21 protein-coding genes are annotated in these 24421 nt (G+C 58.5%); 3 read left to right on the top strand and 18 right to left on the bottom strand.

Annotated elements, in window-relative coordinates; all coding sequences use genetic code 11:
* Positions 1–37: 37 nt before the first annotated feature.
* The 5 genes from ACWGXE_RS10295 to lepA all read right to left on the bottom strand — a co-directional run bounded on the left by ACWGXE_RS10295 (position 38) and on the right by lepA (position 6062).
* On the bottom strand, positions 38–1639 hold the full coding sequence (locus ACWGXE_RS10295; RefSeq protein ID WP_447603453.1) for a CTP synthase: 1602 nt from the start codon (positions 1637–1639) through the stop codon (positions 38–40).
* Entirely contained in the window at positions 1636–2442 is an 807-nt protein-coding gene (kdsB, locus tag ACWGXE_RS10290; protein WP_447603451.1) for a 3-deoxy-manno-octulosonate cytidylyltransferase, read from the bottom strand. Before kdsB ends, ACWGXE_RS10295 begins: the two co-directional genes overlap by 4 nt.
* A complete protein-coding gene (rfaE1, locus tag ACWGXE_RS10285) occupies positions 2435–3496 on the bottom strand; it encodes a D-glycero-beta-D-manno-heptose-7-phosphate kinase (protein WP_447603450.1) in 1062 nt (353 codons plus the stop codon). The genes kdsB and rfaE1 overlap by 8 nt, the downstream gene beginning before the upstream one ends.
* Complete coding sequence (gene lepB, locus ACWGXE_RS10280; protein WP_447603941.1) at positions 3466–4182, bottom strand: signal peptidase I; 717 nt, start codon at positions 4180–4182, stop codon at positions 3466–3468. The genes rfaE1 and lepB overlap by 31 nt, the downstream gene beginning before the upstream one ends.
* A 68-nt stretch (positions 4183–4250) precedes the next feature.
* The gene (gene lepA, locus ACWGXE_RS10275) at positions 4251–6062 is read right to left on the bottom strand and encodes a translation elongation factor 4 (RefSeq protein WP_447603448.1); all 1812 of its coding nucleotides are present in this window, start codon (positions 6060–6062) and stop codon (positions 4251–4253) included.
* A 141-nt stretch (positions 6063–6203) separates the two neighbouring features.
* Here lepA and bioA point away from each other — a divergent pair, with 141 nt between their 5' ends.
* Positions 6204–7574 carry an adenosylmethionine--8-amino-7-oxononanoate transaminase gene (bioA, locus tag ACWGXE_RS10270; RefSeq protein ID WP_447603447.1) on the top strand — a complete coding sequence of 457 codons (1371 nt, stop codon included), beginning with the start codon at positions 6204–6206 and terminating at the stop codon, positions 7572–7574.
* Between the two features lie 192 nt (positions 7575–7766).
* A complete protein-coding gene (locus ACWGXE_RS10265; protein WP_447603445.1) occupies positions 7767–8996 on the top strand; it encodes a hypothetical protein in 1230 nt (409 codons plus the stop codon).
* Between the two features lie 99 nt (positions 8997–9095).
* On the opposite strand, the gene ACWGXE_RS10260 is transcribed toward ACWGXE_RS10265, so the two are convergent.
* The 12 genes from ACWGXE_RS10260 to ACWGXE_RS10205 form a co-directional block, all read right to left on the bottom strand.
* Positions 9096–9896: an SAM hydrolase/SAM-dependent halogenase family protein gene (locus tag ACWGXE_RS10260; protein WP_447603443.1), complete on the bottom strand. Its 801-nt coding sequence runs from the start codon at positions 9894–9896 to the stop codon at positions 9096–9098.
* Positions 9897–9902: 6 nt separating this feature from the next.
* Positions 9903–10379 carry a transcription elongation factor GreA gene (greA, locus tag ACWGXE_RS10255; RefSeq protein WP_447603441.1) on the bottom strand — a complete coding sequence of 159 codons (477 nt, stop codon included), beginning with the start codon at positions 10377–10379 and terminating at the stop codon, positions 9903–9905.
* Between the two features lie 46 nt (positions 10380–10425).
* Positions 10426–13689, bottom strand: a complete 3264-nt coding sequence (carB, locus tag ACWGXE_RS10250; RefSeq protein WP_447603439.1) for a carbamoyl-phosphate synthase large subunit — start codon at positions 13687–13689, stop codon at positions 10426–10428.
* 21 nt (positions 13690–13710) lie between these two features.
* Entirely contained in the window at positions 13711–14688 is a 978-nt protein-coding gene (locus ACWGXE_RS10245; RefSeq protein ID WP_447603437.1) for a M48 family metallopeptidase, read from the bottom strand.
* 55 nt (positions 14689–14743) lie between these two features.
* Complete coding sequence (gene sppA, locus ACWGXE_RS10240; RefSeq protein WP_447603436.1) at positions 14744–15712, bottom strand: signal peptide peptidase SppA; 969 nt, start codon at positions 15710–15712, stop codon at positions 14744–14746.
* Positions 15705–16883, bottom strand: coding sequence for a glutamine-hydrolyzing carbamoyl-phosphate synthase small subunit (carA, locus tag ACWGXE_RS10235; protein ID WP_447603434.1), 1179 nt, complete (start codon positions 16881–16883; stop codon positions 15705–15707). The genes sppA and carA overlap by 8 nt, the downstream gene beginning before the upstream one ends.
* Before the next feature lie 60 nt (positions 16884–16943).
* Positions 16944–17426, bottom strand: a complete 483-nt coding sequence (locus ACWGXE_RS10230; protein WP_447603432.1) for a hypothetical protein — start codon at positions 17424–17426, stop codon at positions 16944–16946.
* Positions 17427–17467: 41 nt separating this feature from the next.
* Positions 17468–18754, bottom strand: coding sequence for a dihydroorotase (locus ACWGXE_RS10225; RefSeq protein WP_447603939.1), 1287 nt, complete (start codon positions 18752–18754; stop codon positions 17468–17470).
* Positions 18755–18779: 25 nt separating this feature from the next.
* Positions 18780–19160 carry a hypothetical protein gene (locus ACWGXE_RS10220; RefSeq protein ID WP_447603430.1) on the bottom strand — a complete coding sequence of 127 codons (381 nt, stop codon included), beginning with the start codon at positions 19158–19160 and terminating at the stop codon, positions 18780–18782.
* A gap of 64 nt (positions 19161–19224) precedes the next feature.
* Positions 19225–20145, bottom strand: a complete 921-nt coding sequence (locus tag ACWGXE_RS10215; protein ID WP_447603429.1) for an aspartate carbamoyltransferase catalytic subunit — start codon at positions 20143–20145, stop codon at positions 19225–19227.
* A gap of 2 nt (positions 20146–20147) precedes the next feature.
* Positions 20148–20726 (bottom strand): bifunctional pyr operon transcriptional regulator/uracil phosphoribosyltransferase PyrR, encoded by a 579-nt coding sequence (gene pyrR / locus ACWGXE_RS10210; RefSeq protein WP_447603427.1) that lies wholly within the window; start codon positions 20724–20726, stop codon positions 20148–20150.
* Between the two features lie 168 nt (positions 20727–20894).
* On the bottom strand, positions 20895–22289 hold the full coding sequence (locus ACWGXE_RS10205; protein WP_447603425.1) for a hypothetical protein: 1395 nt from the start codon (positions 22287–22289) through the stop codon (positions 20895–20897).
* Between the two features lie 42 nt (positions 22290–22331).
* Here ACWGXE_RS10205 and ACWGXE_RS10200 point away from each other — a divergent pair, with 42 nt between their 5' ends.
* A complete protein-coding gene (locus ACWGXE_RS10200) occupies positions 22332–23312 on the top strand; it encodes an SGNH/GDSL hydrolase family protein (RefSeq protein WP_447603423.1) in 981 nt (326 codons plus the stop codon).
* 344 nt (positions 23313–23656) lie between these two features.
* Here ACWGXE_RS10200 and ACWGXE_RS10195 read toward each other — a convergent pair whose 3' ends face one another.
* The gene (locus ACWGXE_RS10195) at positions 23657–24313 is read right to left on the bottom strand and encodes a riboflavin synthase (protein WP_447603421.1); all 657 of its coding nucleotides are present in this window, start codon (positions 24311–24313) and stop codon (positions 23657–23659) included.
* Positions 24314–24421: the final 108 nt, after the last annotated feature.

Raw genomic sequence — 24421 nt, 5'->3', positions numbered from 1 at the left:
AACTCGATCTTCCGGCAGGCCCATGATTCCGCGCCGTTCATCGTCCGCATTTCCTGCGCAGAGCCGCGCCCACGAACCCGCTGAATAACGGATGGGGACGATGCGGGCGCGAGTTGAACTCCGGATGGAACTGGGTCGCCAAAAACCAGGGATGGGTCGGTAGTTCCACGATCTCCACGAGGCGGTCGTCCGGGGACACCCCGCTCAGTACCAGTCCCTTTTGCGTCAGCCGCTCGCGATAGGCATTATTGAATTCGTAGCGATGGCGATGCCGCTCCGTCACCTCGGAGACCCCGTAACTCTTCTGCGCCAGTGTGCCCCCGGCCAGCTTGCAGCCGTAGGCGCCGAGCCGCATCGTGCCGCCCTTATCTTTGATACCCTGCTGGTCGACCATTAAATCAATGACAGGGTCGCCGCAGTCTGGATCGAATTCGGAGCTATTGGCGTCCTTGAGGCCGGCCACGTGCCGCGCAAATTCGATCACGGCACACTGCATTCCCAGGCAGAGACCGAGATACGGAATGTGCCGCTCTCGCGCATACCGGATCGCGTCGATCTTTCCCTCCACGCCGCGCACACCGAAACCGCCGGGGACCAGAATGCCGTCCATCTCTCGCAGCACCCGTTCGGTCCCCTGCCGCTCAATATCTTCGGACTCGAGCCAATGCACATTGACCTGCGTCTCATGATCGATCCCGCCATGGACCAGCGCTTCCGCGAGACTCTTATAGCACTCCTTTAACCCGGCATATTTCCCAACCAAGGCCACCGAGACTTCGTGCTTGGGATGCTTGATTTTCTGCACCATCGCATCCCATTCGCGAAGATTGGGAGGACCGGTATCCAGATGGAGCAGGCGCACAATGAGGTCGTCCAAGCCCTCCTTGCGAAAGACGATCGGCACTTCATAGACGGTTTCGACATCCTTCGCGGTAATCACCGCGTCTTTTTCGACATTACAGAAGAGGGCGATTTTCGCTTTCAAATCGGGAGGCAGATACCGATCCGTCCGGCAGAGCAGGATATTCGGCTGGATACCGATTTCCCGGAGTTTATTCACCGAATGTTGCGTCGGTTTGGTTTTCAGCTCGCCCGACGCGCCGATGTAGGGCACCAGCGTCAAGTGAACGTAGAGCACATTCTCACGCCCCACGTCATAGGGAATCTGCCGGATGGCTTCAAGAAACGGCAGACTTTCGATATCGCCGACGGTGCCGCCGATTTCGACGATGGTGACGTCCATCCCGCCCGCGACCCGGATGACGCACTGCTTGATCTCATCCGTGATGTGCGGCACGACCTGGACGGTGCCTCCCAGATAATCGCCGCGGCGTTCCTTCGTAATCACGGAATTGTAAATCCGACCGGTCGTGTAGTTGTTCTCGCGTGTCAGCGTGAGCGAGGTATAGCGTTCGTAATGTCCCAGGTCGAGGTCGGTCTCGGCCCCGTCGTCGGTCACGAATACTTCACCGTGTTGATATGGGTTCATCGTCCCGGGATCGACGTTGATATAGGGGTCCAATTTCAGAAAGGTAATCTTGAGCCCACGGCTTTCGAGCAGATTGCCGATCGAGGCGGACGCGAGCCCTTTGCCCAGCGAGGAGACGACGCCGCCTGTCACAAAAATAAACTTGCTCATTGCGCCATCCTATTCTGCACCATCCCATTTCGGATCCGCTCGGACCCGCTCACATCGCAGCGGCGCAATTGGTCCACCGCGCCCGGCACATCCTCCGGCACGTCGATCCGAATGGACGGATGCGTGGTCTCCCAGACCCGGATGCGAATTCCCTGTTCCAGCGCCCGGAGTTGTTCGAGCTTCTCCGCGTCTTCAAGCGAACCGGTCGGCAACGATGAAACCCGCATCAAGACGTCCCTTCGATACATGTAGAGGCCCAGATGGACAAAATGCAAGCCGGCCAAGGCCGCTCGGTCCACATCGTCACGGACCAGCGGAATCGGTGCGCGGGAAAAGTACAGAGCATAACCTTGCGCGTCGGTCACTACCTTCACGACTCCCGGATTGTGCAAATCGTCCTTGGACTCGATCCGTCGCTTGAGGGTCGCCATGCCCTCCCCTGTCGTGAGGCAAGGCCGGATCAGATCCGTGAGCAGGTCGGGATTCAACACAATCTCATCACCCTGCAGATCCACAAAATAATCTCCCGGCTGCCGGCGCGCCACTCCCGCGACTCGATCCGTCCCGGTTCGGTAGGTCTCCGCCATCAGCATGACCCGTCCGCCGAATGCCTGGACCGCTGCCTGAATTCGCTCATCATCCGTCGCCACAATGACCTCATCAACGGCCCGGCAGGCTTGGGCGCGCTCGTACACATGCTGAATCATGGGTTTCCCCATGAGAGAGATAAGCGGCTTCCCCGGAAAACGGGACGATCCATAGCGAGCCGGCACGACGACCGTAACCCTGGGTGATTCACGCATTCAACGCCTCAACCAACTGCGCCGGTTCAATGGTGGCCGTCCCAACCATTCCGACCACCAGGCCGGCTGCATAGTTGGCCAGCGTGGCCGCCTCCGTCATGCTGGCGCCGGTGGATAACGCCAAGGCCAATGTCCCCACCACCGTGTCTCCCGCTCCCGTGACGTCATAGACTTGCCGGGCCTGAGTCGGAATATGCCAGTAGGCTCCATCGGCCTCATACAGACTCATGCCGCGCTCCCCTCTGGTGATCAACACACTGCGACACCCCAGTCGTTGGCGGATGGTCGCGCCCGCGTCATTGATACTCTGATCGTCATCGCCATGGACACCGGCCGCTTGCGTCGCTTCCAGATGATTCGGTGTCACAACCGTGACGCCTTTGTAATAGCCGAAATGCTCCACCTTGGGATCCACGACAATCGGAATGCGATGAGCGCCGGCCAGGCGTGTCAATTCCATCATCAACGAAGCCGTCACGACGCCTTTGGCATAATCGGACACGACCACACAGGAGAGATCCCGCGCATGCGAGTCGACATACCGGAGAATCCGTTGTTGGAGCTGCGGTTTCATTTCGGTCCGACGCTCGACGTCATACCGGACCATTTGCTGATTATGCGCAATCACGCGGCTCTTTCGCGTGGTCGGCCGGTCATGATCGATGATGACACCGCCGCGCGCACGACGCTTGCCGCCTAACTCCTTCAGCAAAAGGCGCCCGCTCTCGTCTGCGCCGATCACCCCGCAGAGATCGGCCCGGCCGCCCAGGGTGAGAATATTGCTAAAGACGTTCGCCGCGCCGCCTAGTTTAATCGATTCCGATTCCACATGGACGACCGGAACGGGCGCCTCCGGCGAAATGCGGCTGACACGCCCCCAGATATAGTGATCAAGGATCAAATCTCCGATCACGAGGATAGTGGCTTGGGGAAACCGCTGAATGTATTGACGGAGAAGAGAAGGGTCAGGCGGTCGGCCGGGCGAGGTGTCGGAACCTGATTTCGCCGACGATCCGCTTCGGGCTACTGGATGGCTTTTCCGAATCTTTCCCATCGCACCCATTCCACCCACGTCCCTTGACCGCTCCATGACCAATAGATGCGGAACGCCTTGCCGCGGATCTTCTCGGCGCGGACATAGCCCCAAAACCGACTATCCAGACTCTGGTCCCGATTATCTCCCATGACGAAATAGGAGTCTTCGGGAATCGTGACGGGGCCGAAATTATCGCGAGGATTGATATGCCCATCAATCACGCCGGGATCGATGCGTTGCGTGAACGCCTTGTCGTCGTACGCGCGACCGTTGACGTACACGGTCTTGTTCTTGATATGCAAGGTATCACCCGGCAAGCCGATCACGCGCTTGATGAAATCTTTGTCCTCATCCTCGGGAAACCGAAACACGATGATATCGCCGCGTTGCACCGAACCGAACGGAATGACGGTGTGAGACGAATAGCAAGTCACGGGCGGGAAACTAATCTGAAACTTGCAATCCGTAGGCCATTGCACTCCATAGGATAACTTGCTGACCAGAATATGGTCGCCGATCAACAGCGTCGGAATCATGGAGCCGGACGGAATCTTGAACGCTTGGACCACGAAAACCCGAATGGCAAACGCCAGCAACATCGCCACGATGATGGCTTCCGCATACTCGCGGAGCACGGACTTGCGCGCGGGCACGGTAGGATGACTGACGGCGGCCGCGTCACCCGCGGGCTGGGCGCCGGGCATGTCGGCATTGTTCTCGGACGGGCGGGCGGCGGGCATCTCTTCGACATTACGGAGATCCGGCTCGCGATTCATTCTTCACCGACTTTCAGAATCGCCAAGAAGGCTTCCTGAGGAACTTCTACCTTGCCGACCGATTTCATGCGCTTCTTGCCCTCTTTTTGCTTTTCCCAGAGCTTTCGCTTCCGGCTGATGTCGCCGCCGTAACATTTCGCCGTGACATTTTTCTTCAGCGCCCCGATCGTTTCGCGCGCAATCACCTTACTGCCGATGGCGGCCTGAATAGCGATCTCGAACATCTGCTTGGGGATCAGCTCCTTCATTTTCTCCGCCAACTGGCGGCCACGCTGATAGGCGCGATCCCGGTGGGTAATAAATGAGAGCGCGTCCACCGGTTCGGCGTTCAGCAGGATATCAAGCTTCACCAGATCCGAGTCGCGATAACCGATCAATTCGTAGTCGAGCGACGCGTATCCTTGGGTCTTGGATTTGAGCTTATCGTAAAAGTCGAGAATGACTTCGTTCAGCGGCAACTCGTAGGTCAGCATGACACGCGTCGGGTCGAGGTACTGCATGCTGCGCTGGATCCCCCGGCGTTCCTGGCACAATTGGATGAGACTCCCGACGTACCGCTCAGGTGCGATTAGTGTCGCAAGAATGAACGGCTCTTCAAAGAGTTCGATCGAGCCGGGCGGCGGCAATTCGGCCGGGTTGTCTATCTCGAGGATGTCCCCCTTCGTCGTCATCACCCGATAGACCACCGTCGGTGCCGTGGTAATCAGAGTCAATCCGTACTCACGCTCCAACCGCTCTTGAATGATCTCCATATGGAGGAGGCCGAGAAAACCGCAGCGAAATCCAAAGCCCAGCGCAAGCGAGGTTTCCGGCTCATAGACAAAGGATGAATCGTTCAGGCGTAGCTTCAGCAAGGCGTCGCGGAGATCTTCATACTTGGCGGTGTCGGTCGAGTACAGGCCGCAGAAGACCAGCGGCTTGACATCCTTATAGCCGGGAAACGGCTGGTCGGTGGGACGGACGGCGTCCGTCAGGGTGTCGCCGATCTTGACGTCCGCAATTTCCTTCATATTGGCGCAGACGTAGCCGACCTCCCCGGTCAGGAGTTGCGAGGTCTTGGTGCGTTTGGGAGTAAATTGCCCGACTTCCATCACCTCGAATATCCGATTGTTCGACATCACCTTGATTTTCATGCCGGGCCGGATCTCCCCATCCACCACCCGCGTGAGAACGATGACGCCTTGATAATTATCGAACCACGAATCAAAGATCAGGGCCTTGAGCGGACTCTTGGGGTCGCCGGATGGCGGAGGAACTCGCGATACGATCGCTTCCAATACGTCCACGACACCCAGGCCTTCCTTCGCACTGACCAGCATCGCGTCGCTGGCGTCCAAGGTCAGCACTTCGGAGATCTGATGCTTGGTGCCGTCGACATCTGCACTGGCCAAGTCGATCTTATTAATCACGGGGATAATGGTGAGGTGGTTTGCCATGGCCAGATTCACATTGGCAATCGTTTGCGCCTGGACGCCCTGCGTCGCATCGACCAGCAGGAGCGCGCCTTCGCAGGCGGCCAAACTCCTGGATACCTCATAGGTGAAATCGACGTGCCCCGGCGTATCGATCAGATGCAAGGCATAGGTGCTCCCGTCTTTGGCCTGATACCGGATGGCGACCGCATGGGCCTTGATCGTGATCCCGCGTTCACGCTCAAGGTCCATCGCATCGAGGATCTGTTCTCGGAACTCCCGGGCGGTGATGGCGCCCGTGGCTTCTAGGAACCGGTCAGCGAGGGTCGATTTGCCGTGATCAATATGGGCAATGATCGAGAAATTTCGGATGAGACTTTGCGAATCCTGATTCATGCGACCCAAAATCGGCTCATTATAGTAGCTGCCCTGAAGGTTGTCAAAAAAATCGCCGGCCGATATAATTCTCAGGCTGCGGTCGCAATCCAGGGTTTTTGTTCATCATTGCGTGCATTTCCCACCGCTATTGTGTCGCTCATGAACAGGCGCCGACAACAGTTGTCCCGGTGGGACCACCGGTATCTCTGGCACCCCTTCACGCAAATGCAGGAATGGGTGGCCGAACCGCCGCTCATCATCGAGCGTGGACAAGGTTCGTACCTCTTCGACATTGACGGGCGGCGTTATCTGGATGGCGTGTCGTCGCTCTGGGTGAACATACACGGGCACCGCCATCCTAGGCTGGATCACGCCCTTACCGAGCAACTTGGAAAGATCGCCCACAGCACCTTGCTCGGGTTATCGAATCCCCCAGCCATCGAGCTGGCTCGGGAACTTGTTCGCCTGGCTCCCAAAGGATTGACGCGCGTATTCTATTCCGATAATGGATCGACCGCCGTGGAAGTCGCGCTTAAAATGGTGGTCCAATATTGGCAACAACGAAGACCCGCGGCTCCCGCTAAAACCAAGTTCCTTCGCCTTCGTCTGGCTTATCACGGCGATACGCTGGGCGCCGTGAGCGTAGGTAACATCGAGCTCTTCCACGGCCGGTTTGCGCCCTTGCTGTTCCCTACGCTGGAGGTGGAGGCTCCTTATTGTTATCGGTGCCCGCTTGCGCTCACCTTTCCGTCTTGTCGTATGGCCTGCGTCGAACCGATCGACCGGCTTCTGCGCGCGCGCCATCAGGAAATCGCCGGCTTTGTTCTCGAGCCCATGGTGCAGGCCGCTGCGGGGATGATCACGGCGCCGCCCGGGTATCTCACACAGATTCGAGAGCTCTGCACAAAATATGATGTACTGCTCATCGCGGACGAAGTCGCGACCGGGTTCGGGCGCACAGGCCGCATGTTCGCCTGTCAGCACGAAGGCGTCACGCCGGATTTGATGGCGATCAGCAAGGGCCTGACCGGCGGCTACATGCCTCTGGCCGCTACTTTAACCACTGACGAGGTTTATCGCGCCTTCCTGGGCCGGTACGACGAATGGAAGACCTTTTTCCACGGCCATAGCTATACCGGCAATCCGTTGGCGTGCGCCGTGGCGCTTGCCAATATCCGGCTGTTTCGGAAGGCTCGGACCTTCGCCGCTCTGAGAGGTAAAATAGCGACCCTTTCGCGCCTACTCAAGCCTTTGAGTCGGCTCACGCACGTCGGGGACATCAGACAACTGGGCCTGATGATCGGCATTGAACTCGTGAAAGACCAGGACTCACGGGAACCTTATTCACCCGACGAACGAATCGGCCATCACGTCTCCATGGAAGCGCGGCGCCTGGGACTGCTCCTGCGTCCTCTCGGTACCGTGCTTGTCCTCATGCCGCCCCTGTCGAGCACACCTCGGGAACTCGCCCTAATGGTATCCATCCTCAAGCGTGCCATCCAGCGGGTGACCGAGTCTACAGGCCGCTGAATTCACATCCGCTCTCCGTCCCATCGAACAAAAGAGGACACGCCGTCGCTGATGTTCGACACAGCCGTCTCTAAATTCGAACATTAGTAGAACTCTTCAATCATCTGTAATTTCAGCAACTTATGACTGGCATGCCGAGTGCTACACTTACTTTATGTTGCGTGCAGTGGAATGTCCTGACTGATTCTCGCTATGAGACGTTGGCTCGTTGGCGTCGCCCTTACCCTTCTTGCCGGTTCCGCCTCTCCGGCCTCAGCGCAGCAATCCCAACAACAGATGACACTTCTCCTCCAGCGGATTCAGTTTTTCGATACCGCGGCAGCGAAAGGCCCGGCCGCAATTCCTTTTGCCATCGCGACACCGGTTCTCAATACGTCGTTTCGGACCAGTTCATTCGTCGCTCCGGCTGCGCCGACCCGTCTCAAGGATTTGGTGCCGGAATCCGAGCGACCACGGACAGAAGGCCTTGTCGCCGCTTCAACCTGGCTCAAGGGACAATTCTTCACCGAGGGGGAAGTCGCCAACAATTCCGCAGAGGATCGGCCCGGCATCTCACGCATCGATCAACGCGAGGATTCCTCCAAGCGGATGGTCCGCTTTGCGCTCAGCGGTTCGGCACAGCAGTTTCGATATGGCGCCAACTATCGCTCGGCGGGCAGGGCGTTCCTCAACAGTCCCGACCAAACGGTCCGCGAACTGTGGGGAGAAGTACAATGGGGCGTCACGAAGTTTCGCAGCGTCGTCGGAGAGATGTGGAACAATGTGGATCTTGACCCGTCTCAACCGCGCATTGAGCAGCGATACAGCCGCATCGGCGTCGCGCTGGCCAAGCCGGCTTGGCCGGAATTCAGTCTGACCTACGCGCGCAATGCCTCGACCAGCGTGTTTGACCCGGCCGGCTTGCTTCCACAGCGCACGCGGAGCAACAGCGTTGAAGGAGCCCTAGCCTATAGCGGGAAGAGTTGGAACGCGCGGCTCGCCTCCAGCTACATCGTGATGGCGGACGAACTTCGGGCCGGCGTGGAAAACGTCGCGTTGTCCCAGAGCTTGAGCGGCCTGTATCGTCCCTTCAATACATTGACGATCATGCCGATGTTGAGCTATCGGACTGAGCAGCAGCCCAGGCCGGGCGCCCGCATGCAAACCCCCACTGCTTCGGTGTCGCTGCAATATAAGCAAAGCCAGCGGCTGCTCGTGAGCGCGATGGGCGGATACACCAGCTCGCGGTCCACGGATCGAGCGACCGACAGCGAAAGTATCGTGAGCCGAGGTCTCTTTGCATTCCGCCTCGATCCCATTTACGGACGAGCCGCCATGCTGTCGCTGGAAGCGGCCTACACCAACACCATGAACCACGCCAGTCCCTCCGCGGATACCGAGGACATCTCGGGCCTCCTGCGATTCCTTGTCGCCTCCCTTTAAGCCGAGTCGGACTCCGTCATCCGAAAAACACCGACGCGTTTTTGTCATTGTGACGAAAACCCGTACGAATGTCGGCACATGTCATGAGTGGACTGAAACTCAGGCCAATTCGATTCGCGCTCCCCGGCCGACCCCGAGCAGCTCGGCGGCATTGCCTTCTCGGACAAAGACTTCAATCTGCCCGTTGCTGTTGATCAGCGCTTGCGGCACGCCGGGAGCGCCGTCGCTATAGCTGGTCACGAAACCTTCGATCGTCTGCCCGCCAAGATGTAAGGAAGAAGCACCACGCTTAGTCACTCCACGGACCTCTTTCAACTCAACGGAAGTCAGATTCGAAATGAGATTGCCGAAGCAATCGACATACACAATCTGCCCGGCCATCACCTGCCGGTCCCAGCCGGGAGCCGTCGTAGGAAGCCGCTCATACTTCGTCAGAAGCCTCCCGAACGAACCCACCGCCTGCCCCTTGGCCAACCAGGCCGAAGCCGGGGCAAAAACATCCCGGCCGTCAAATGTTGAACCTTCGGAATCCAGCCGGTATTGTCGATTTTCGATCTGCCGGACCTCCACGCCGGTCTCCTCGTCACAGATGTAGGTGAAGAGCCCGTTGTCCGGTCCGATGAAGAAATACCGGGACGTGGCAATGAGCAATGGACGCCGATTGCTCCCGACCCCGGGATCCACGACCGCGACATGGACGGTGCCGTCAGGGAAGTAGCGATAGCAGGATTTCAGCAGGTAGGCGGCGCCGGCAATGTCATGCCGCGGGACCTCGTGAGAAAGGTCGGCGATCTGCGACTGGGGATTGATGTTCAGAATCACGCCTTTCATGCTCGCGACAAAATAATCGCGCGTTCCGAAGTCGGTCAGCAGCGTAATTAGCGACAACGCCCCAGGCATCGCCCCTCACAACTCATCGAAGCGAATTTCGACCACCTCGTACTCCACCACCTTGACCGGAGTGGTCACCTCGACCAGATCGCCGACGCGTTTGCCAATCAGCGCGCGCCCGACCGGCGACTGCACCGAAATCCGGGCGAGCTTGAGGTCGGCTTCGTCCTGTCCGACCAGGGTATATTCCTTTTTCTGCTGCGCTTCCTGCTCGATCACCACCACAGTCGCGCCGAAGATCACCGTGTCACTGGTACGCCCCGCCGTCTCGATGATGCGCGCGTCGGCAAGCTTGGACTCGAGCTCAATGAGTCGGGCTTCGATGAAGCCTTGGCGTTCCTTGGCCGCGTCATATTCGGCGTTCTCGCTCAGGTCGCCATGGGCGCGCGCCTCGGCAATGGCTTCAATCACTTTGGGCCGTTCCACCTTCCGCAGTCGATCCAACTCCGCTTTAAGCGCTTCGTATCCCTTCTTCGTGATCGGTGTCGGCATTGCTCCCTCGGATCGTTGATGGCAAGAGCACAGTTCGCGTCCGGTTCTACCGAACGCCGTGGTATTCCTGAAGCGACCGTATGGTCAAACCTTTTTTTACGACGGCCTCGATGCCCATCACGGCGGCCAGGGCGCCTCGCATGGTGGTGTAATAGGGTACGCCTTTGTGGAGGGCTTCCCGTCTGATGGAGAGGGAGTCCGCCTGAGCCGCGGCCGTTTTGACGGTGTTGATGACCAACGCCACGTCACCGTTCTTAATATGGTCCACAATGTGCGGCCGCCCCTCCTGCACCTTGTTCACCGTATCGATCGTCATTCCCTTCTCTCGTAGATGTTCGGCTGTGCCGGACGTCGCGGTAATGCGGAAACCCAGTCGGCCAAGCCGGATCGCCACATCACAGGCAAGCGCACGGTCCTCCTGCTTGACGCTGAGAAAAGCGGTGCCCCCGGTCGGTAACATGGCGCCCGCGCCGGCTTGAGATTTCACAAAGGCCCAGCCGAAATCGCTGTCGATGCCCATGACCTCCCCGGTGGATTTCATCTCGGGGCCCAGCAGAACGTCTACGCCGGCAAACTTGGTAAAGGGAAACACGGCTTCTTTGACGGACAAATGCTCCGGCGTCGGCGCGTCCGTAAAATGCAGATCGGCCAAGGTGCGACCGACCATGACCTTCATGGCCAATTTTGCCAACGGCACACCGATGGCTTTGCTTACAAACGGGACGGTCCGCGATCCCCGCGGATTGACCTCCAAGACAAAGACCGTGCCGTCCTTCACCGCGAACTGAGCGTTCATGAGCCCTACGACCTCCAACTCCAGCGCCAACGCCGTCATCTGCCGGCGGATCTCGTCGATGATCGGTCGGTCCAACGTGTAGGGCGGAAGCGAACAGGCGGAGTCGCCGGAATGGACCCCTGCCTCTTCAATATGCTCCATGATGCCGGCCACGACCACGGTCCGACCGTCTGAAATGGCATCCGCGTCCACTTCAATGGCATCCCTGAGGTATTGATCGATCAGCACGGGATGTTTCGGCGAGGCCTTTACCGCTGAGCCCATGTATTCCAGCAATCCCGCTTCATCATAGACGATTTGCATGGAGCGGCCCCCAAGGACATAGGAGGGACGAACCATGACGGGATAGGAGATTTTGGCCGCAATCCGGACCGCCTCCTCCACCGATCGAGCCGTGCCGCTTTCCGCCTGCCGCAAGCCCAATTTATTGAGCAAATCGCGGAAGCGCTCCCGATCTTCCGCGCGATCGATGGCATCCGGGCTGGTGCCGAGAATGGTGACCCCCGCTTTCGACAACGGCAAAGCCAGCTTGAGCGGCGTCTGACCGCCGAACTGCAGCACGACCCCGAACGGTTGCTCGCGCTCAATAATATTCAGCACGTCTTCCTCGGTCAGCGGCTCGAAGTAGAGGCGGTCGGACGTGTCGTAATCCGTGCTGACGGTCTCGGGGTTGCAGTTCACCATGATGGTTTCAATGTTTTCCTCGCGCAACGCCATCGCCGCATGCACGCAGCAATAATCGAATTCGATGCCTTGGCCGATGCGATTGGGGCCCCCGCCGAGAATCATAACCTTCTTCCGGTCGGTCGGTCGCGATTCGCATTCCTGCTCATAGGTGGAATACAGATACGGCGTATGAGCCTCGAATTCCGCCGCGCACGTATCCACGCGCTTATACGTTACGCGCAGCCGCTTGCCCGAAGAAACGGTTCGCTGTTGCCGGACCGCCGCCGGCACCGTGCCGGTCAATTGCGCAATCCGCTCGTCTGAAAATCCGAGTTCTTTAGCCTTCCGAAGCAGATCATCTGAGATGCCCCCCGCACCGTCGGGATGACGGAGACCGACCAGGCGGCTTTCAAACTCGACGATCTCGCGGATCTGCTCCAAGAACCATGGATCGATTTTAGTCAGAGCATGCAATTCGTCGACGGTCATCCCTAAGCGCAGTCCGTCCGCCACGCGCCACAGACGGTCCGGAAAGGGCGTGCGAACGGCCGTGCGGATCCGGTCCAGCAATTCCCCGGGATTCGCGCCGGCCGGCAAGCCGTGGTCCAGATTCGCTTTGGAGGTCAGGCCGAATTGATCGAGCTCGAGCGAACGAATCGCCTTCTGCAGGGATTCCTTAAATGTTCGGCCGATCGCCATGACTTCACCGACTGATTTCATCTGAGTCGTCAGGGTGGCGTCGGCGCCCGGAAATTTCTGGAAGGCGAACCGAGGAACCTTGACGACGACGTAATCGATGGTCGGCTCGAAGGAGGCTTTCGTCACTCCCGTGATATCGTTCGGGAGTTCATCCAACGTGTATCCCACGGCCAATTTGGCCGCAATCTTGGCAATCGGATAGCCCGTTGCCTTGGACGCGAGCGCCGAACTTCGGGACACACGTGGATTCATCTCGATTACCACCATGTCCCCATTCGCGGGATTAATGCCGAATTGGATATTAGACCCGCCCGTGTCCACGCCGATTTCCCGGATGATGCGAACGGCGGCATCCCGCATCAGTTGGTATTCCTTGTCGGTGAGCGTCATGGCCGGCGCCACGGTGATGCTGTCACCCGTATGGATCCCCATCGGGTCGAGGTTTTCAATGGGGCACACAATGACGACATTGTCCTTGAGATCGCGCATCACCTCGAGCTCAAATTCTTTCCAACCGATCACCGATTGTTCGATCAAGACCTGGCGCACGGGGCTCATGGCCAAGCCCCATTCCACATGTTTGCGGAACTCCTCGATGTTATACGCGATGTTGCCGCCGGTTCCGCCCAGCGTGAAAGAGGGCCGGACAATCGCCGGAAATCCGATGGATTTAACCTGCTCCTCGGCTTCGAACAAAGAGGTGGTGACAGCGCTGTCCGGGACTTTCAGGCCGATGCGCCACATGGCTTGTCGGAATGCGTCACGATCCTCCGCCTTGTGGATCGCGTCGGCGGTGGCGCCGATCAGTCTGACGCCGTACTTCTCGAGGACGCCTCGTTTCGCCAAGCCGACGGCCGTATTGAGCGCAGTTTGTCCTCCCATCGTCGGAAGGAGCGCATCGGGCCGCTCGTACTCGATGACTTTCTCCACGACTTCCAACGTGATCGGCTCCACGTAGGTGCGGTCCGCAAAATCCGGATCCGTCATGATCGTGGCCGGGTTGCTGTTGATCAGCACCACGCGATAGCCCTCTTCCTTCAAGGCCTTGCAGGCTTGCGTCCCCGAATAGTCGAACTCACAGGCCTGTCCGATGACAATCGGCCCGGAACCGATCAAAAGAATAGATTGGATGTCTGTGCGGCGCGGCACGAATAACCTCGTGGTTGTGAATTATCCGGTATGCGGAAGTACATCCGGCATGGGTCCGATAGGGGGCCGGTACGGTTTGACCGGTCCGTGAGGTTGCGCCGGAGCGCCTTGGGGATGGTAGTGTTTCATGGCCTCCGGCACCCAGGCCTCGATTTGGTTAATGCGGGTGACATCCGATGGATGCGTGGAGAGGAACTCGGGGATGGATTGTTGCGATCGAAAACATAGTTTGCCGATCATCGCGCGAGGACAGCCGCTCATCCGCTCCCAGAACCCGACCGATTCGCTCGGATCATAGCCCGCTTCCGCCATGAGGCGTAGTCCGATGTAGTCGGCTTCGGATTCCTGTTTGCGGTTGAAGGGCAAGGACACTCCGACCCCATAGGCTGTCATGGCCGCCATCGCAACATCCGCATGGCCGGTCGCCGCCCCGGCCGCCAAGGCCCCGAGTTGGCCGATCATCTCCGGAATCGTCCGGCTCATACGCTCCGCCCCGTGTCGCTGGAGCGCATGCGCGACTTCATGGCCCATCACCGTCGCCAAGCCGGTCTCATTCTTCGTCACCTTCAGAATGCCCGTGAAGATTGCCACTTTTCCGCCCGGTAAGGCAAAGGCATTGATCGTTTTATCGTCCTGAATGACGGCAAACTCCCACTGATATTCCGGTTTATTGGCCGCCTGCGCGATGCGATTACCCACCCGATGCACCATCTCGTTGATTTCCGGGTTCTCGCTCAACGGCGCCTGCCGCAAGACTTCACGAAACGCATTGAGCCCCATGGCGATCTCTTTCTCTTCGGAGATATAGATAAACTGGTCACGGGCCGTCCCCGGCGCCCTGACACATCCGGTCACTGTTTGAAGCAACCCTGCTGCGCCACCGAGGCTCAGCGCCGATCCAAGCCCATACAAGACACGCATGCCGAGTTTCAGCATGGAGCGGCGCGCGAGCGAGCGCGCGAACAGCTCATCGATGGAGGAGCGGGACAATGAATCCATGGTGGCCTATTGAATCAGCAACCAGCCCCTACCGTCAACGAATCGAAAACTGCAATTACGGCATCCAGAGGTACATGAACTGCGGGGTCCCGCCCCGCACGAGCGACAGCAGATCCAGATTCGCCAAATTTGCCACCCCGGACCCGTTTCCCATGAGCCGCGAGTACACGTTGTTTTGATACTCCCCTGGCCGCCGGTACGTAATGACCTTTGCCGCGGTGAGTCCCGCCTTCTTCTTGGCGAGGTCCACCGCCTCGTCAAGATAGCCGATCTCATCGATCAATCCTGATTCTTTGGCCTGTTGACCGGAATAAATTCGCCCGTCCGCTAATTTTTTGATCTGCTCCGTCGATAGATTCGGACGGCCCTCCCGCACGACATGAAGAAAACGCTCATAGAATGAGTCGATCACACTTTGGAAGATAGCCCGTTCTTCCGGCAGCATTTGCCGGAACGGAGATCCCATATCCTTGCGCGGGCCGGAGGTCACCGCATTGGCCTCCACGCCGACTTTTTCCAGGAGTCCCCGCGCGTTCACCGTCAGCATGATCACGCCGATGCTTCCCGTTACCGACGACGGATGCGCCATCACGGCGTCCGCGGCCGATGCGATGTAGTAGCCGCCGGAGGCGCCGACATCCATGATGGACGCCACAATCGGAATATTGCGCGCGGCCTTGAAGCTTTTCAATTCATGGTAAATGATGTCCGACGCCGTCACCGTGCCGCCGGGACTGTTGATCCGCAGGACCATGGCCTTGACCCGTTCGTCTTTGGCCGCTTTCGACAGCTCTTCCTTGATCGTCGCGAGCAGGCTGGGATAGCTATAAAATCCTTCGCGGCTCTCCGAACTGATGACGCCGGACAAGTCCACCAATAGCACCTTGTCTTTTCCATCCCCGCTGACATTGTATTCCTGCAGCGCCGCAGGTCCTGGTGGAAGATTGATCGTAATGCAGCCCGCATGCAACGGCGCCAGGAACAGCGCTAGTATCAATGCCGAGCGTCGCCAGATGTTATCCATGAGTGTTCTCCATGAGCTGACTGAATTCTTCAAATAAATACGCGGAGTCATGCGGCCCCGGCGAGGCTTCGGGATGGTACTGCACCGAAAAGACCGGCTGATCGAGACAAATCAAACCTTCTACCGACTCGTCGTTGAGGCTCGCGTGGCTGATTCGTACCCGACCGAAGTCAGTGGAAACAATCGACGCCTCATCGCCCGATGTCCGGGAAGGGCCCTTTACCGCGAAATTATGGTTCTGCGACGTAATTTCGACCCGGCCGGTTCGCAAATCCAATACCGGATGATTCGCGCCATGGTGGCCGAACTTTAACTTATACGTTTGCAGGCCCATGGCCAGGCCGAGGATTTGATGACCGAGACAAATTCCGAAGATCGGCTTGCGTCCGATCAACCGCCGAATCGCCTCGATCGCATAGGGTACACCTTCCGGGTCACCCGGGCCATTGGAGAGAAAAATGCCGTCAGGATTCATAGCGAGCACGGCCTCGGCCGTCGTGGAGGCCGGCACGACCGTGACCTCGCAGCCGATATCGACGAGGCGCCGCAGAATGTTCTGTTTCACGCCGAAATCATAGGCCGCGACTTTCCATCGCGGACTGGAAAGATGAGCTGCCGGCAATCCATCTTGTTTCAATCGTGGGGCCCATGGACCACTGCCTGCTGTCCAGGAATAGGCCGCGGCACAGGTCACGGCGGCGGCAAGATCTCGCCCGATCATGCTCGGCGCCTGGCGGGCCCGCTCTACGACACGGCCCGGATCCAAATCGCCTTGAGAAATGACCCCCGGCTGAGCACCTTTTTCCCGTAAATGCCTGGTAAGCGCCCGCGTGTCGATTCCTTCGAGCGCCACGACTTTCGCATGACGAAGATACTCATCGAGCCGATGCTTCGTCCGCCAGTTGCTGGCCAACCCGCTGGATTCCTTGACGATGAATCCTTCCGCCCACACTCTCCGCGATTCCTCGTCCTCCGGGGTCAGGCCGTAATTGCCGATATGGGGACAGGTCATCGTGACGATCTGTCCTTTATAGGAGGGGTCAGTCAAGACTTCCTGATATCCGGTCATCGCCGTGTTAAAGACGACTTCCCCGCAGGTATCTCCTTCATAGCCAAGGGCTTTCCCTTCGAAGACCGTCCCGTCCGCCAGCGCAAGAATGGCTCTCTTCACCTTTGTCCTCTCCGACCCTTATCCGTCATGAGACATTCCCATTGCCTTTCGTCCATCTCATCATGACTGGTCTATCCAGGAGCGAACCCGTATGCCGATCAACACAATCCCAAATCCCAAGTTCACCACATAAAGCGCCCGCATCGGCCAATGCAGCTTAAAGAAGGTTTCCAAGGCCTCCTTCTTGGCTGCCCCACCCGGTAACGCAAATGCGGCTGCTTGGAGGGCCGCCGCCTGGGGGTGCAGCACAAAGATAATCATCCCGGCCACGATAGCCATCAGGCCGAGCACGACCCATTCGCCTTGAGTGACTCGGCATTGGGGAACACCTCGTTGCTGGAACCATGCTCGCCCGATGATGCCCAACACGAGGATCGTCAGCGCGATCAAGACGAGGCGATTGTAACCTTCAAATGAACGAGTCAAAAAAAAGCCGCCGCTGTCCTGCCCCCCGAATGTGTTGAAGACCGCCGGAATCACCGATCCGATTAACACGATCAGCCCGCCGACCCAGGTCGCGAGCGCTGTGAATTCTAGGGTCATGCAGACTACCAGAGTCCGCCGCAACGCCGGTCCCACGCAAATTATCGCCCCGGCTCAGCGGCCTCGGAGACGATTCGGCCTCCGACGAGCGTCATAGTCACGAGTCCTTTCACCTTCCAACCGGCAAACGGAGTGTTCCGGCTTTTGGAGCGAAAGCGGGCCGGGTCCACTTCCCACTGCGCGTGAGGGTCCACCAGCACTACATCCGCATCCGCCCCCACCGCGAGCGTGCCTTTCGCCAATCCGAAGGCTTCGGCCGGACGGACCGTCAGCTTGGCCACGGCGGTTTCCAAATCTAAAATACCCTCCTCGACCAACCCGAGCGTCAGAGGCAAGGCCGTTTCCAAGCCGACAATCCCGAACGGCGCTTCCGTGAATTCCTGTTGCTTCTCTTGGGGAGCATGCGGCGCATGGTCGGTCGCGATCACGTCGATCGTGCCGTCGCGGAGGCCTTCTTTGATGGCCTGCACATCCTGCCATGTTCGCAGCGGCGGGTTCATCTTGGCATGCGTGTTATACCCGCGCGCCAATTCTTCCGTCAGCGTGAAATGATGGGGGCAGGCTTCAGCCGTCACATGAATGCCGCGTGCTTTCGCCTCGCGGACCATGCGCACGGAGCCGACCGTGCTGATATGGGCAAGATGAAGGCGCGCGCCGGTAAGCTCGGCCAGCGAAAGATTGCGGGCCACCATGACGTCCTCCGCCGCGGGCGGAATACCGGGCAGTCCCAATTCCGTGGACACGAGACCTTCGTTCATGCAGCCCCCCTCGGAGAGATGGAGATCTTCACAATGATCGACCACCGGAATATCAAACGCCCGGGCATACTCCATGGCCCGCCGCATGACGAGACTGTTCATCACGGGGCGACCATCATCGGAAATTGCCACGCAGCCGGCCCTCCGGAGATCGCCGATTTCCGCCAGTTCTTTTCCCTCCGAACCTTTGGTGATCGCGCCGATCGGGAACACATGGGCCAGGCCGGCCGCCCTGGCCCGTTCCAAAATAAACTCGGTAATCGATTGGTTGTCGTTCACGGGGTTCGTATTCGGCATGCAGCAAACGGACGTAAATCCGCCCGCGACGGCGGCGGCAGTGCCGCTCTCGATGGTTTCCTTGTATTCGAACCCCGGTTCACGAAAATGCACATGCACATCGACGAATCCCGGCAAGACCAGCCGGCCGACCGCCTGGATTACGGTCGCCCCGTCCGGCACGGAGAGGTTCGGCCCAAGGTGGGCGACTTTTCCGTTTTCGATGACGACATCCGCCGGGCCGTTCCATCGACCTGGATCGATGACGTGCCCGCCTTTGATCACGATCGTCATGTCCCGCAATGCAGCTTGTCTCATGTCAGTTACAACTCGTGTTGGTCATTGGGCCGGACCCCGCATTCGCACAGCCCATCGGCATCGCCCCCGGATACGGCCCTTCCCGCGTCATTTGGTCTTCGATGAGGGTATCAAGTTCTTCGGGGGTCGCATTGGGATACTGATGGCGGTAATGCACCGCCAGCGCCTGCTTTCTCAGCCGCGCCGCGCGATAGACCTCCAACGCCATGGTCAAGTCTTCCCTGTCGGCTTCCGGATGGTCGGCCTTGAATTGCTGCAAAGCCACGAGTTCGTCCGGCGTCTTGGCCAGGTGTTGAAGATCCACATGACCCGCACAGCTGACCAGCAGCACCCAGAGCAATAGGCCCGCGTACCCTATATTCCCCGCCGACTCACTCCTCATTCGATATTCCTCATTTCCCGACTCTCCATTCCTCATTCCTCATTCCTAATTCACAATTTCTTCACTATCCCGCTCCCGACATCAGGTAGAGGATGCCCATCCGCACCGCCACTCCGTTGGCGACCTGATCCAAGATCACGGATGAGAGACTGTCGGCGACTTCCGGCGCGATTTCCACACCGCGATTGATCGGTCCGGGGTGCATCACGATGGCTCCCGGCTCCGCCAGCTTTACACGCTCGGCGGTCAGTCCGTACAGCCGGGCATACTCCCGGATGGTAGGAAAGAGCGCCCGTCCCTGTCGTTCGAGCTGGAGGCGGAGCATCATGATGACCTGCGCATCCCGCAGCGCTTCGTCCAGACTATAGAAGACCGACACGCCCAAGCGCTCGACATGGGATGGGATCATGGTGGGCGGCCCGACCACCCGCACTTGCGCCCCGAGTTTGGTGAGCGCATACATATTTGATCGGGCGACCCGGCTATGGGCCACGTCGCCGACGATGACGACACGGAGACCCCGGAAATCCATGCCCCGTCCCCTGATCGTATACAAATCGAGCAACGCCTGAGTGGGATGCTCATGCCACCCGTCGCCGGCATTGATCACCGAGGACTTTACGCCGCGGGCCAAGGTCTCCGCCGCGCCGGCCGAAGGATGACGCAGCACAATCAAGTCGGCCTGCATGGCTTCGATATTGCGGGCTGTATCGAGTAACGTTTCGCCCTTGACCACGCTGCTCGATGAAGGGGAAAAGTTGATCACATCGGCGCTGAGCCGTTTGGCAGCTAATTCAAAGGAGGTGCGGGTCCTCGTGCTCGGCTCGAAGAAGAGATTGACCACGGTCTTGCCCCTGAGCGCCGGAACCTTTTTGATCTCCCGGCCGGAGACTTCCTTGAAGGAATCCGCCGTCTCGAGGACGAGTTTAATTTCGTCCACCGAGAGCGAGGCGAGGCTCAGCAAATCTTTGCGTTTGAGGCCCACGACTACCCCTTGATAATCACCACGCGATCTTCTTCTCCCTCTTCTTCCAAATAGACATGAATATTTTCATCGCGTGACGTGGGAATATTCTTGCCGATATAGGTGGCCTTGATCGGAAGCTGGCGATGTCCGCGATCCACCAGCACCGCGAGCTGAATCTCCGCGGGGCGGCCCAGGTCAATCAGGCCGTCCATCGCCGCTCGAATCGTGCGGCCGGTGTACAACACGTCGTCAACCAGGACGACCTTCATATCGGAAATGTGAAACGGCACCGACGTTTTGCGCAAGATAGGCTGGCTTTTCCGCAGGGCAAGATCATCGCGATACAACGTGATGTCGAGCTCTCCGATCGGCAGTTGAGTGCCTTCAATCTCACGGATGCGGCGCGCCAACCGGTGGGCCAGATGTACACCGCCGGTTCGGATACCGACGAGTGCGAGATGTTCCGTCCCCTTGTTTCGCTCCAGAATCTCGTGGGCGATGCGCGTCAGCGCCCGGGCGATGTCTCCCACATCCATGACGACCCGCTCCTGTTGTTTGTCCGCGGTCGTCATATGATCGACTGGTACGGCTGAGGGCATAAAAAAACCTCCTCACCGGCTCCGATGAGAAGGTCTGTCGCACGGCGTTGAGCCGCAATCATCACTCACTCCTTGCTCACCTCGCAGGATGAGCGTTAAAGGTTGAGGCATCTTACCGATCGGGTGGAGACACTGTCAAGATCGATGCGCTTCTTGGGCACACCGGCATCACGGCGACAGGATCAGCGGCGTCTCCTGGTCGCAGGAGCCGAAGACTATCCAATACGCATCCATGCGTGCAAAGTCGTCAAGGACAATCTCGGCCCGATCATCCTCGACGGGCACACAGGCATCGAAAGTGAGAGCCGGATGTTCGAGCGGAGCGGAACCCACATCGGGAATCCGTTCAGCATGGACTCGTAATCGACCCGGTACCCCGACTGAGAACGAGCCTCGCGACACATTTCGGAGGAGAACACGGGACGCATTATTCGCGGGCTCCTCGTACTTTCCCATCAACACATGCACCAGTCCCTTTGACGCATCGACTGAGGCCAATGCATAGGTGTTGGTGGAGTCCGCCATTGCCGAGATTTTCAGTCCTTGCATATCGGCATAGGCTTTATAAACATGCCATCCCGGTCGCTTTGATGCGCGATCAACGTACAGCAAGCCGTCGAGCGTCGGGTTCTCGCAGGTGTTGTCCCGCTGGAGCCGGCTCGTATCCTGCACATCCGGCCAGCAGGCCCGCATCGCGCTGAGGATTCCGGCCCGTTCGTACGTCGCCAGGACTCCGGCCACATAGCCGGGAATCATCCAGAACTCCTGGCCGAGTATTTCATTCACCGAAACGGGACGCGGCAATCCGCTTGCGGCGAGAAAGCGACGGAGATCGTCCAAGTAGGCCGGCGCGCCGGCCGGATCGCCGTATTCATGGTACGCGACGACGTCGGGAAACACTCGCTCGTCACGGCTCCATTCGAGAAAGGGCCGGAGCGCCGAATAGTAGGCGACGCTGGGGCCGACGACGAGGGCGTCAGGTAGTCGCTCCTTGATGATGCGATACGCCAGCCGCCAGCCTTGTTTGAGCCGATCATTGTCCTGCATGGGAACGTTGGCCCGATCCGGCTCGTTATAGATGTCCCAGATTACCGTGAGCTTTCGCGCTTCGACTTGGTCGATGATTCTATGAATATGGCCGATCCAGGGTCCGTAGTCTCCGTCTTCTCCGATGCGGTTGATGTCAAAAATGCCGTCTGAAAAGTCGGCAAAGATCAGTCCGAGGGTCAATTGAAACTCGTTCACGCCCAAACGCCGCAATCGCTCATAGTTACGAAAGACGTAGCCGGCGCTCCCACGGAAGCTGGTCGGCCGCAGCGGCTCGATCAATTCCGACGCAGGGCTGTCCGGCTCGACACTGACGAGATAGCCGTTCGCCCGATGCGACATCGTCCCTTCTTCGACAGCCAGATCGACGGTGATTGTGACGGCAGAGGAGGAAAGTGGCGTGCCGAGCGCCAAGGCGCCGAGAAACACGATAGCGGCGATGTGACACGCCATTGCACTGGCGAAATGCATGAACCGCATACGGTCGTACTTATCGCGATCGGCGAGTTCGGTCAAGAGATGGTCTGCTGTTATCGCACAGTGATACAATCCCAGCGCATGATTCGAAACGCTCTCTTCGTCCTGTATGTGCTGACGCTTTCCGCAGTCCTGCTCGAAGCTGCAGTAAGAGTGTGGGGATATTCAGAACAATACATTTGTGATCCGATCTACATGCCGTTCAGTGGTGCGGGCGACATTCCGTATGTTCACAAACCCAATCTAGTCCAGGCCCGCGCCTCAGGCCTGGCGGTTATCGATACCGACCATTGGGGGTTGCGGACCATTCCAACTCGCATCCCGCATACCTCTAAACAGAAGAATGAATATCGGATTGCCGTCGTTGGGGATTCGGTCACATTTGGGACGGGGGTGTCCAAGACGGAAGATACATTCGCCTACGTCCTCGAAACCCGACTCAACCAAAAGCAAACGCAGCGTACGGTGCGGGTCTTTAACTATGGAACGCTGGCCTACAGCGTGAAGCAGATGGCCGCCACGCTACGACATCGGGTACCCGACGTTCAGCCCGATTTGGTTCTCATGGCGATTATTCCGCAGGATTTTAACGTCGCTCGTACGCCGAGTGTCAATTCGGCCGGATATCTCGACTTCTATACAACCTCCGCCGGTGTTCTGTCTCCGGACTCCATATTCAAGCGTATCCTGCATCACATGCATTCGGCGTATCTATTTAGAGATGTAATTTACTCATCGTTTAATTTGCGGCGCCGGGATACCGGACTATCAGCCGGCGAATTACCCGACTCTTACGAGTACATTCCTCGATTCAAGCAGACGGCACAGAGCTATCATCTTTCATATTCGATCGTCCTATTGCCGGAACAACAAAGCCATTTTGGAAGGGTGGCCGAACAAATGGAACGAGACCACATCGCATTCGTAGATCTCTGGCCCCTCCATAATGAGTTTACTTCGGAAGAGTTTCGGGCGAGCCAATTCGATGCACATCCTTCCGCCAGGGTTCACCATCGCATCGGCGAGGCGTTGGCCGACTATGTCTTTAGTCGTTATTTCTAATACAGGAAAAGTGAAGCACCGCCGGAAACCGAGCCGGTTCAGTGGCTGACTACTTCAACGCATGATGGCGCAACCGAGGCCGCGCGCCGTTCGTCAGCCGAGACGGAGGCCAGCCGTCAAGGTCGTGCGTGGCGTGACATTGCGGGCGAGCGATGCTGATGTCGGTCGCGAAGGCCTGTGCGAGGCCCGACGGACGATGCCTGAGGAGAACAGGTATCGGCTGATCGGAAGCCTCCACATTCTGATGTGGGGGATGGGGGGAGCCGCAGCCAGGCCATCGCGAGTTACAGCAGCGAGACGAGCACGTGCGGAACGCCCACGCACGACCTTGACGGCGAAATCCTCTACAGCAATCCCCGCTTCTGCAGATACTCTCGATCAATCACCGGGTTGGGCTTTTCCGGCAGGCTTCCCCGCTCCTGGAGCAATCGTTCGACATACTTGCCGATCAGATCGGCCTCCAGATTCACCCGATCCCCGACCTGCTTCAAGCCGAGCGTCGTCACCTTCGCGGTATGGGGAATAATCGACAGAAAGAAGGAACGATCCGTCACTTTGTTTACGGTCAAGCTGATGCCGTCTACGGTAATCGACCCCTTCGGCACGCAGTATCGCAAGATCTCTTTCGGCGCTTCGCATTCCAACAGAATCGCATTGCCGTCTTGATGCCGGTTTCGAATCATGCCGATTCCGTCGACATGGCCGGACACCAGATGCCCTCCGATCCGCTCGTTGAGCTTCATTGCGCGTTCCAGGTTCACCGGAGATCCTGCCGCCAAGGTGCCGATCGTGGTGACGGACGAGGTTTCCGGCGAGACATCAACGGAAAAATCCGTGTCGCCCTGCGCCGTGACAGTCAAGCAGGCGCCGTTGACGCTGATGCTGGCCCCCGCGGTCAAATCACTCATCACCGTGGATGCCATGATCGTCAGGCGCGTGCCGGCCAACCCTTTGGTGACGGTCGTCACCGCCCCCATTTCTTCCACAATCCCGGTAAACATTCATCCCTCTCGCTTCATCTATTATCGTTCTGCTTTCAGTCTCGGATGGAACGGATGCGCGGCGAAGATCGCGCTAACGCCAAACACCACTGCAACAGGCGAAAAACA

This window comes from Nitrospira sp. Nam80, assembly GCF_965152575.1.
This window is presented reverse-complemented; position numbering and strand designations above follow the sequence as displayed.

Excerpts from the sequence above, each read along its gene's own strand:
- rfaE1 (WP_447603450.1), bottom strand. The coding sequence starts at position 3,496 with ATGGGAAAGATTCGGAAAAGCCATCCAGTAGCCCGAAGCGGATCGTCG.
- ACWGXE_RS10245 (WP_447603437.1), bottom strand. The coding sequence starts at position 14,688 with ATGGATTCATTGTCCCGCTCCTCCATCGATGAGCTGTTCGCGCGCTCG.
- ACWGXE_RS10295 (WP_447603453.1), bottom strand. The coding sequence starts at position 1,639 with ATGAGCAAGTTTATTTTTGTGACAGGCGGCGTCGTCTCCTCGCTGGGC.
- ACWGXE_RS10200 (WP_447603423.1), top strand. The coding sequence starts at position 22,332 with ATGATTCGAAACGCTCTCTTCGTCCTGTATGTGCTGACGCTTTCCGCA.
- bioA (WP_447603447.1), top strand. The coding sequence starts at position 6,204 with ATGAACAGGCGCCGACAACAGTTGTCCCGGTGGGACCACCGGTATCTC.
- ACWGXE_RS10220 (WP_447603430.1), bottom strand. The coding sequence starts at position 19,160 with ATGAGGAGTGAGTCGGCGGGGAATATAGGGTACGCGGGCCTATTGCTC.
- sppA (WP_447603436.1), bottom strand. The coding sequence starts at position 15,712 with ATGGATAACATCTGGCGACGCTCGGCATTGATACTAGCGCTGTTCCTG.
- ACWGXE_RS10225 (WP_447603939.1), bottom strand. The coding sequence starts at position 18,754 with ATGACGATCGTGATCAAAGGCGGGCACGTCATCGATCCAGGTCGATGG.
- lepB (WP_447603941.1), bottom strand. The coding sequence starts at position 4,182 with ATGCCCGGCGCCCAGCCCGCGGGTGACGCGGCCGCCGTCAGTCATCCT.
- pyrR (WP_447603427.1), bottom strand. The coding sequence starts at position 20,726 with ATGCCCTCAGCCGTACCAGTCGATCATATGACGACCGCGGACAAACAA.
- greA (WP_447603441.1), bottom strand. The coding sequence starts at position 10,379 with ATGCCGACACCGATCACGAAGAAGGGATACGAAGCGCTTAAAGCGGAG.
- lepA (WP_447603448.1), bottom strand. The coding sequence starts at position 6,062 with ATGAATCAGGATTCGCAAAGTCTCATCCGAAATTTCTCGATCATTGCC.
- kdsB (WP_447603451.1), bottom strand. The coding sequence starts at position 2,442 with ATGCGTGAATCACCCAGGGTTACGGTCGTCGTGCCGGCTCGCTATGGA.
- ACWGXE_RS10260 (WP_447603443.1), bottom strand. The coding sequence starts at position 9,896 with ATGCCTGGGGCGTTGTCGCTAATTACGCTGCTGACCGACTTCGGAACG.
- ACWGXE_RS10265 (WP_447603445.1), top strand. The coding sequence starts at position 7,767 with ATGAGACGTTGGCTCGTTGGCGTCGCCCTTACCCTTCTTGCCGGTTCC.
- ACWGXE_RS10195 (WP_447603421.1), bottom strand. The coding sequence starts at position 24,313 with ATGTTTACCGGGATTGTGGAAGAAATGGGGGCGGTGACGACCGTCACC.
- ACWGXE_RS10230 (WP_447603432.1), bottom strand. The coding sequence starts at position 17,426 with ATGACCCTAGAATTCACAGCGCTCGCGACCTGGGTCGGCGGGCTGATC.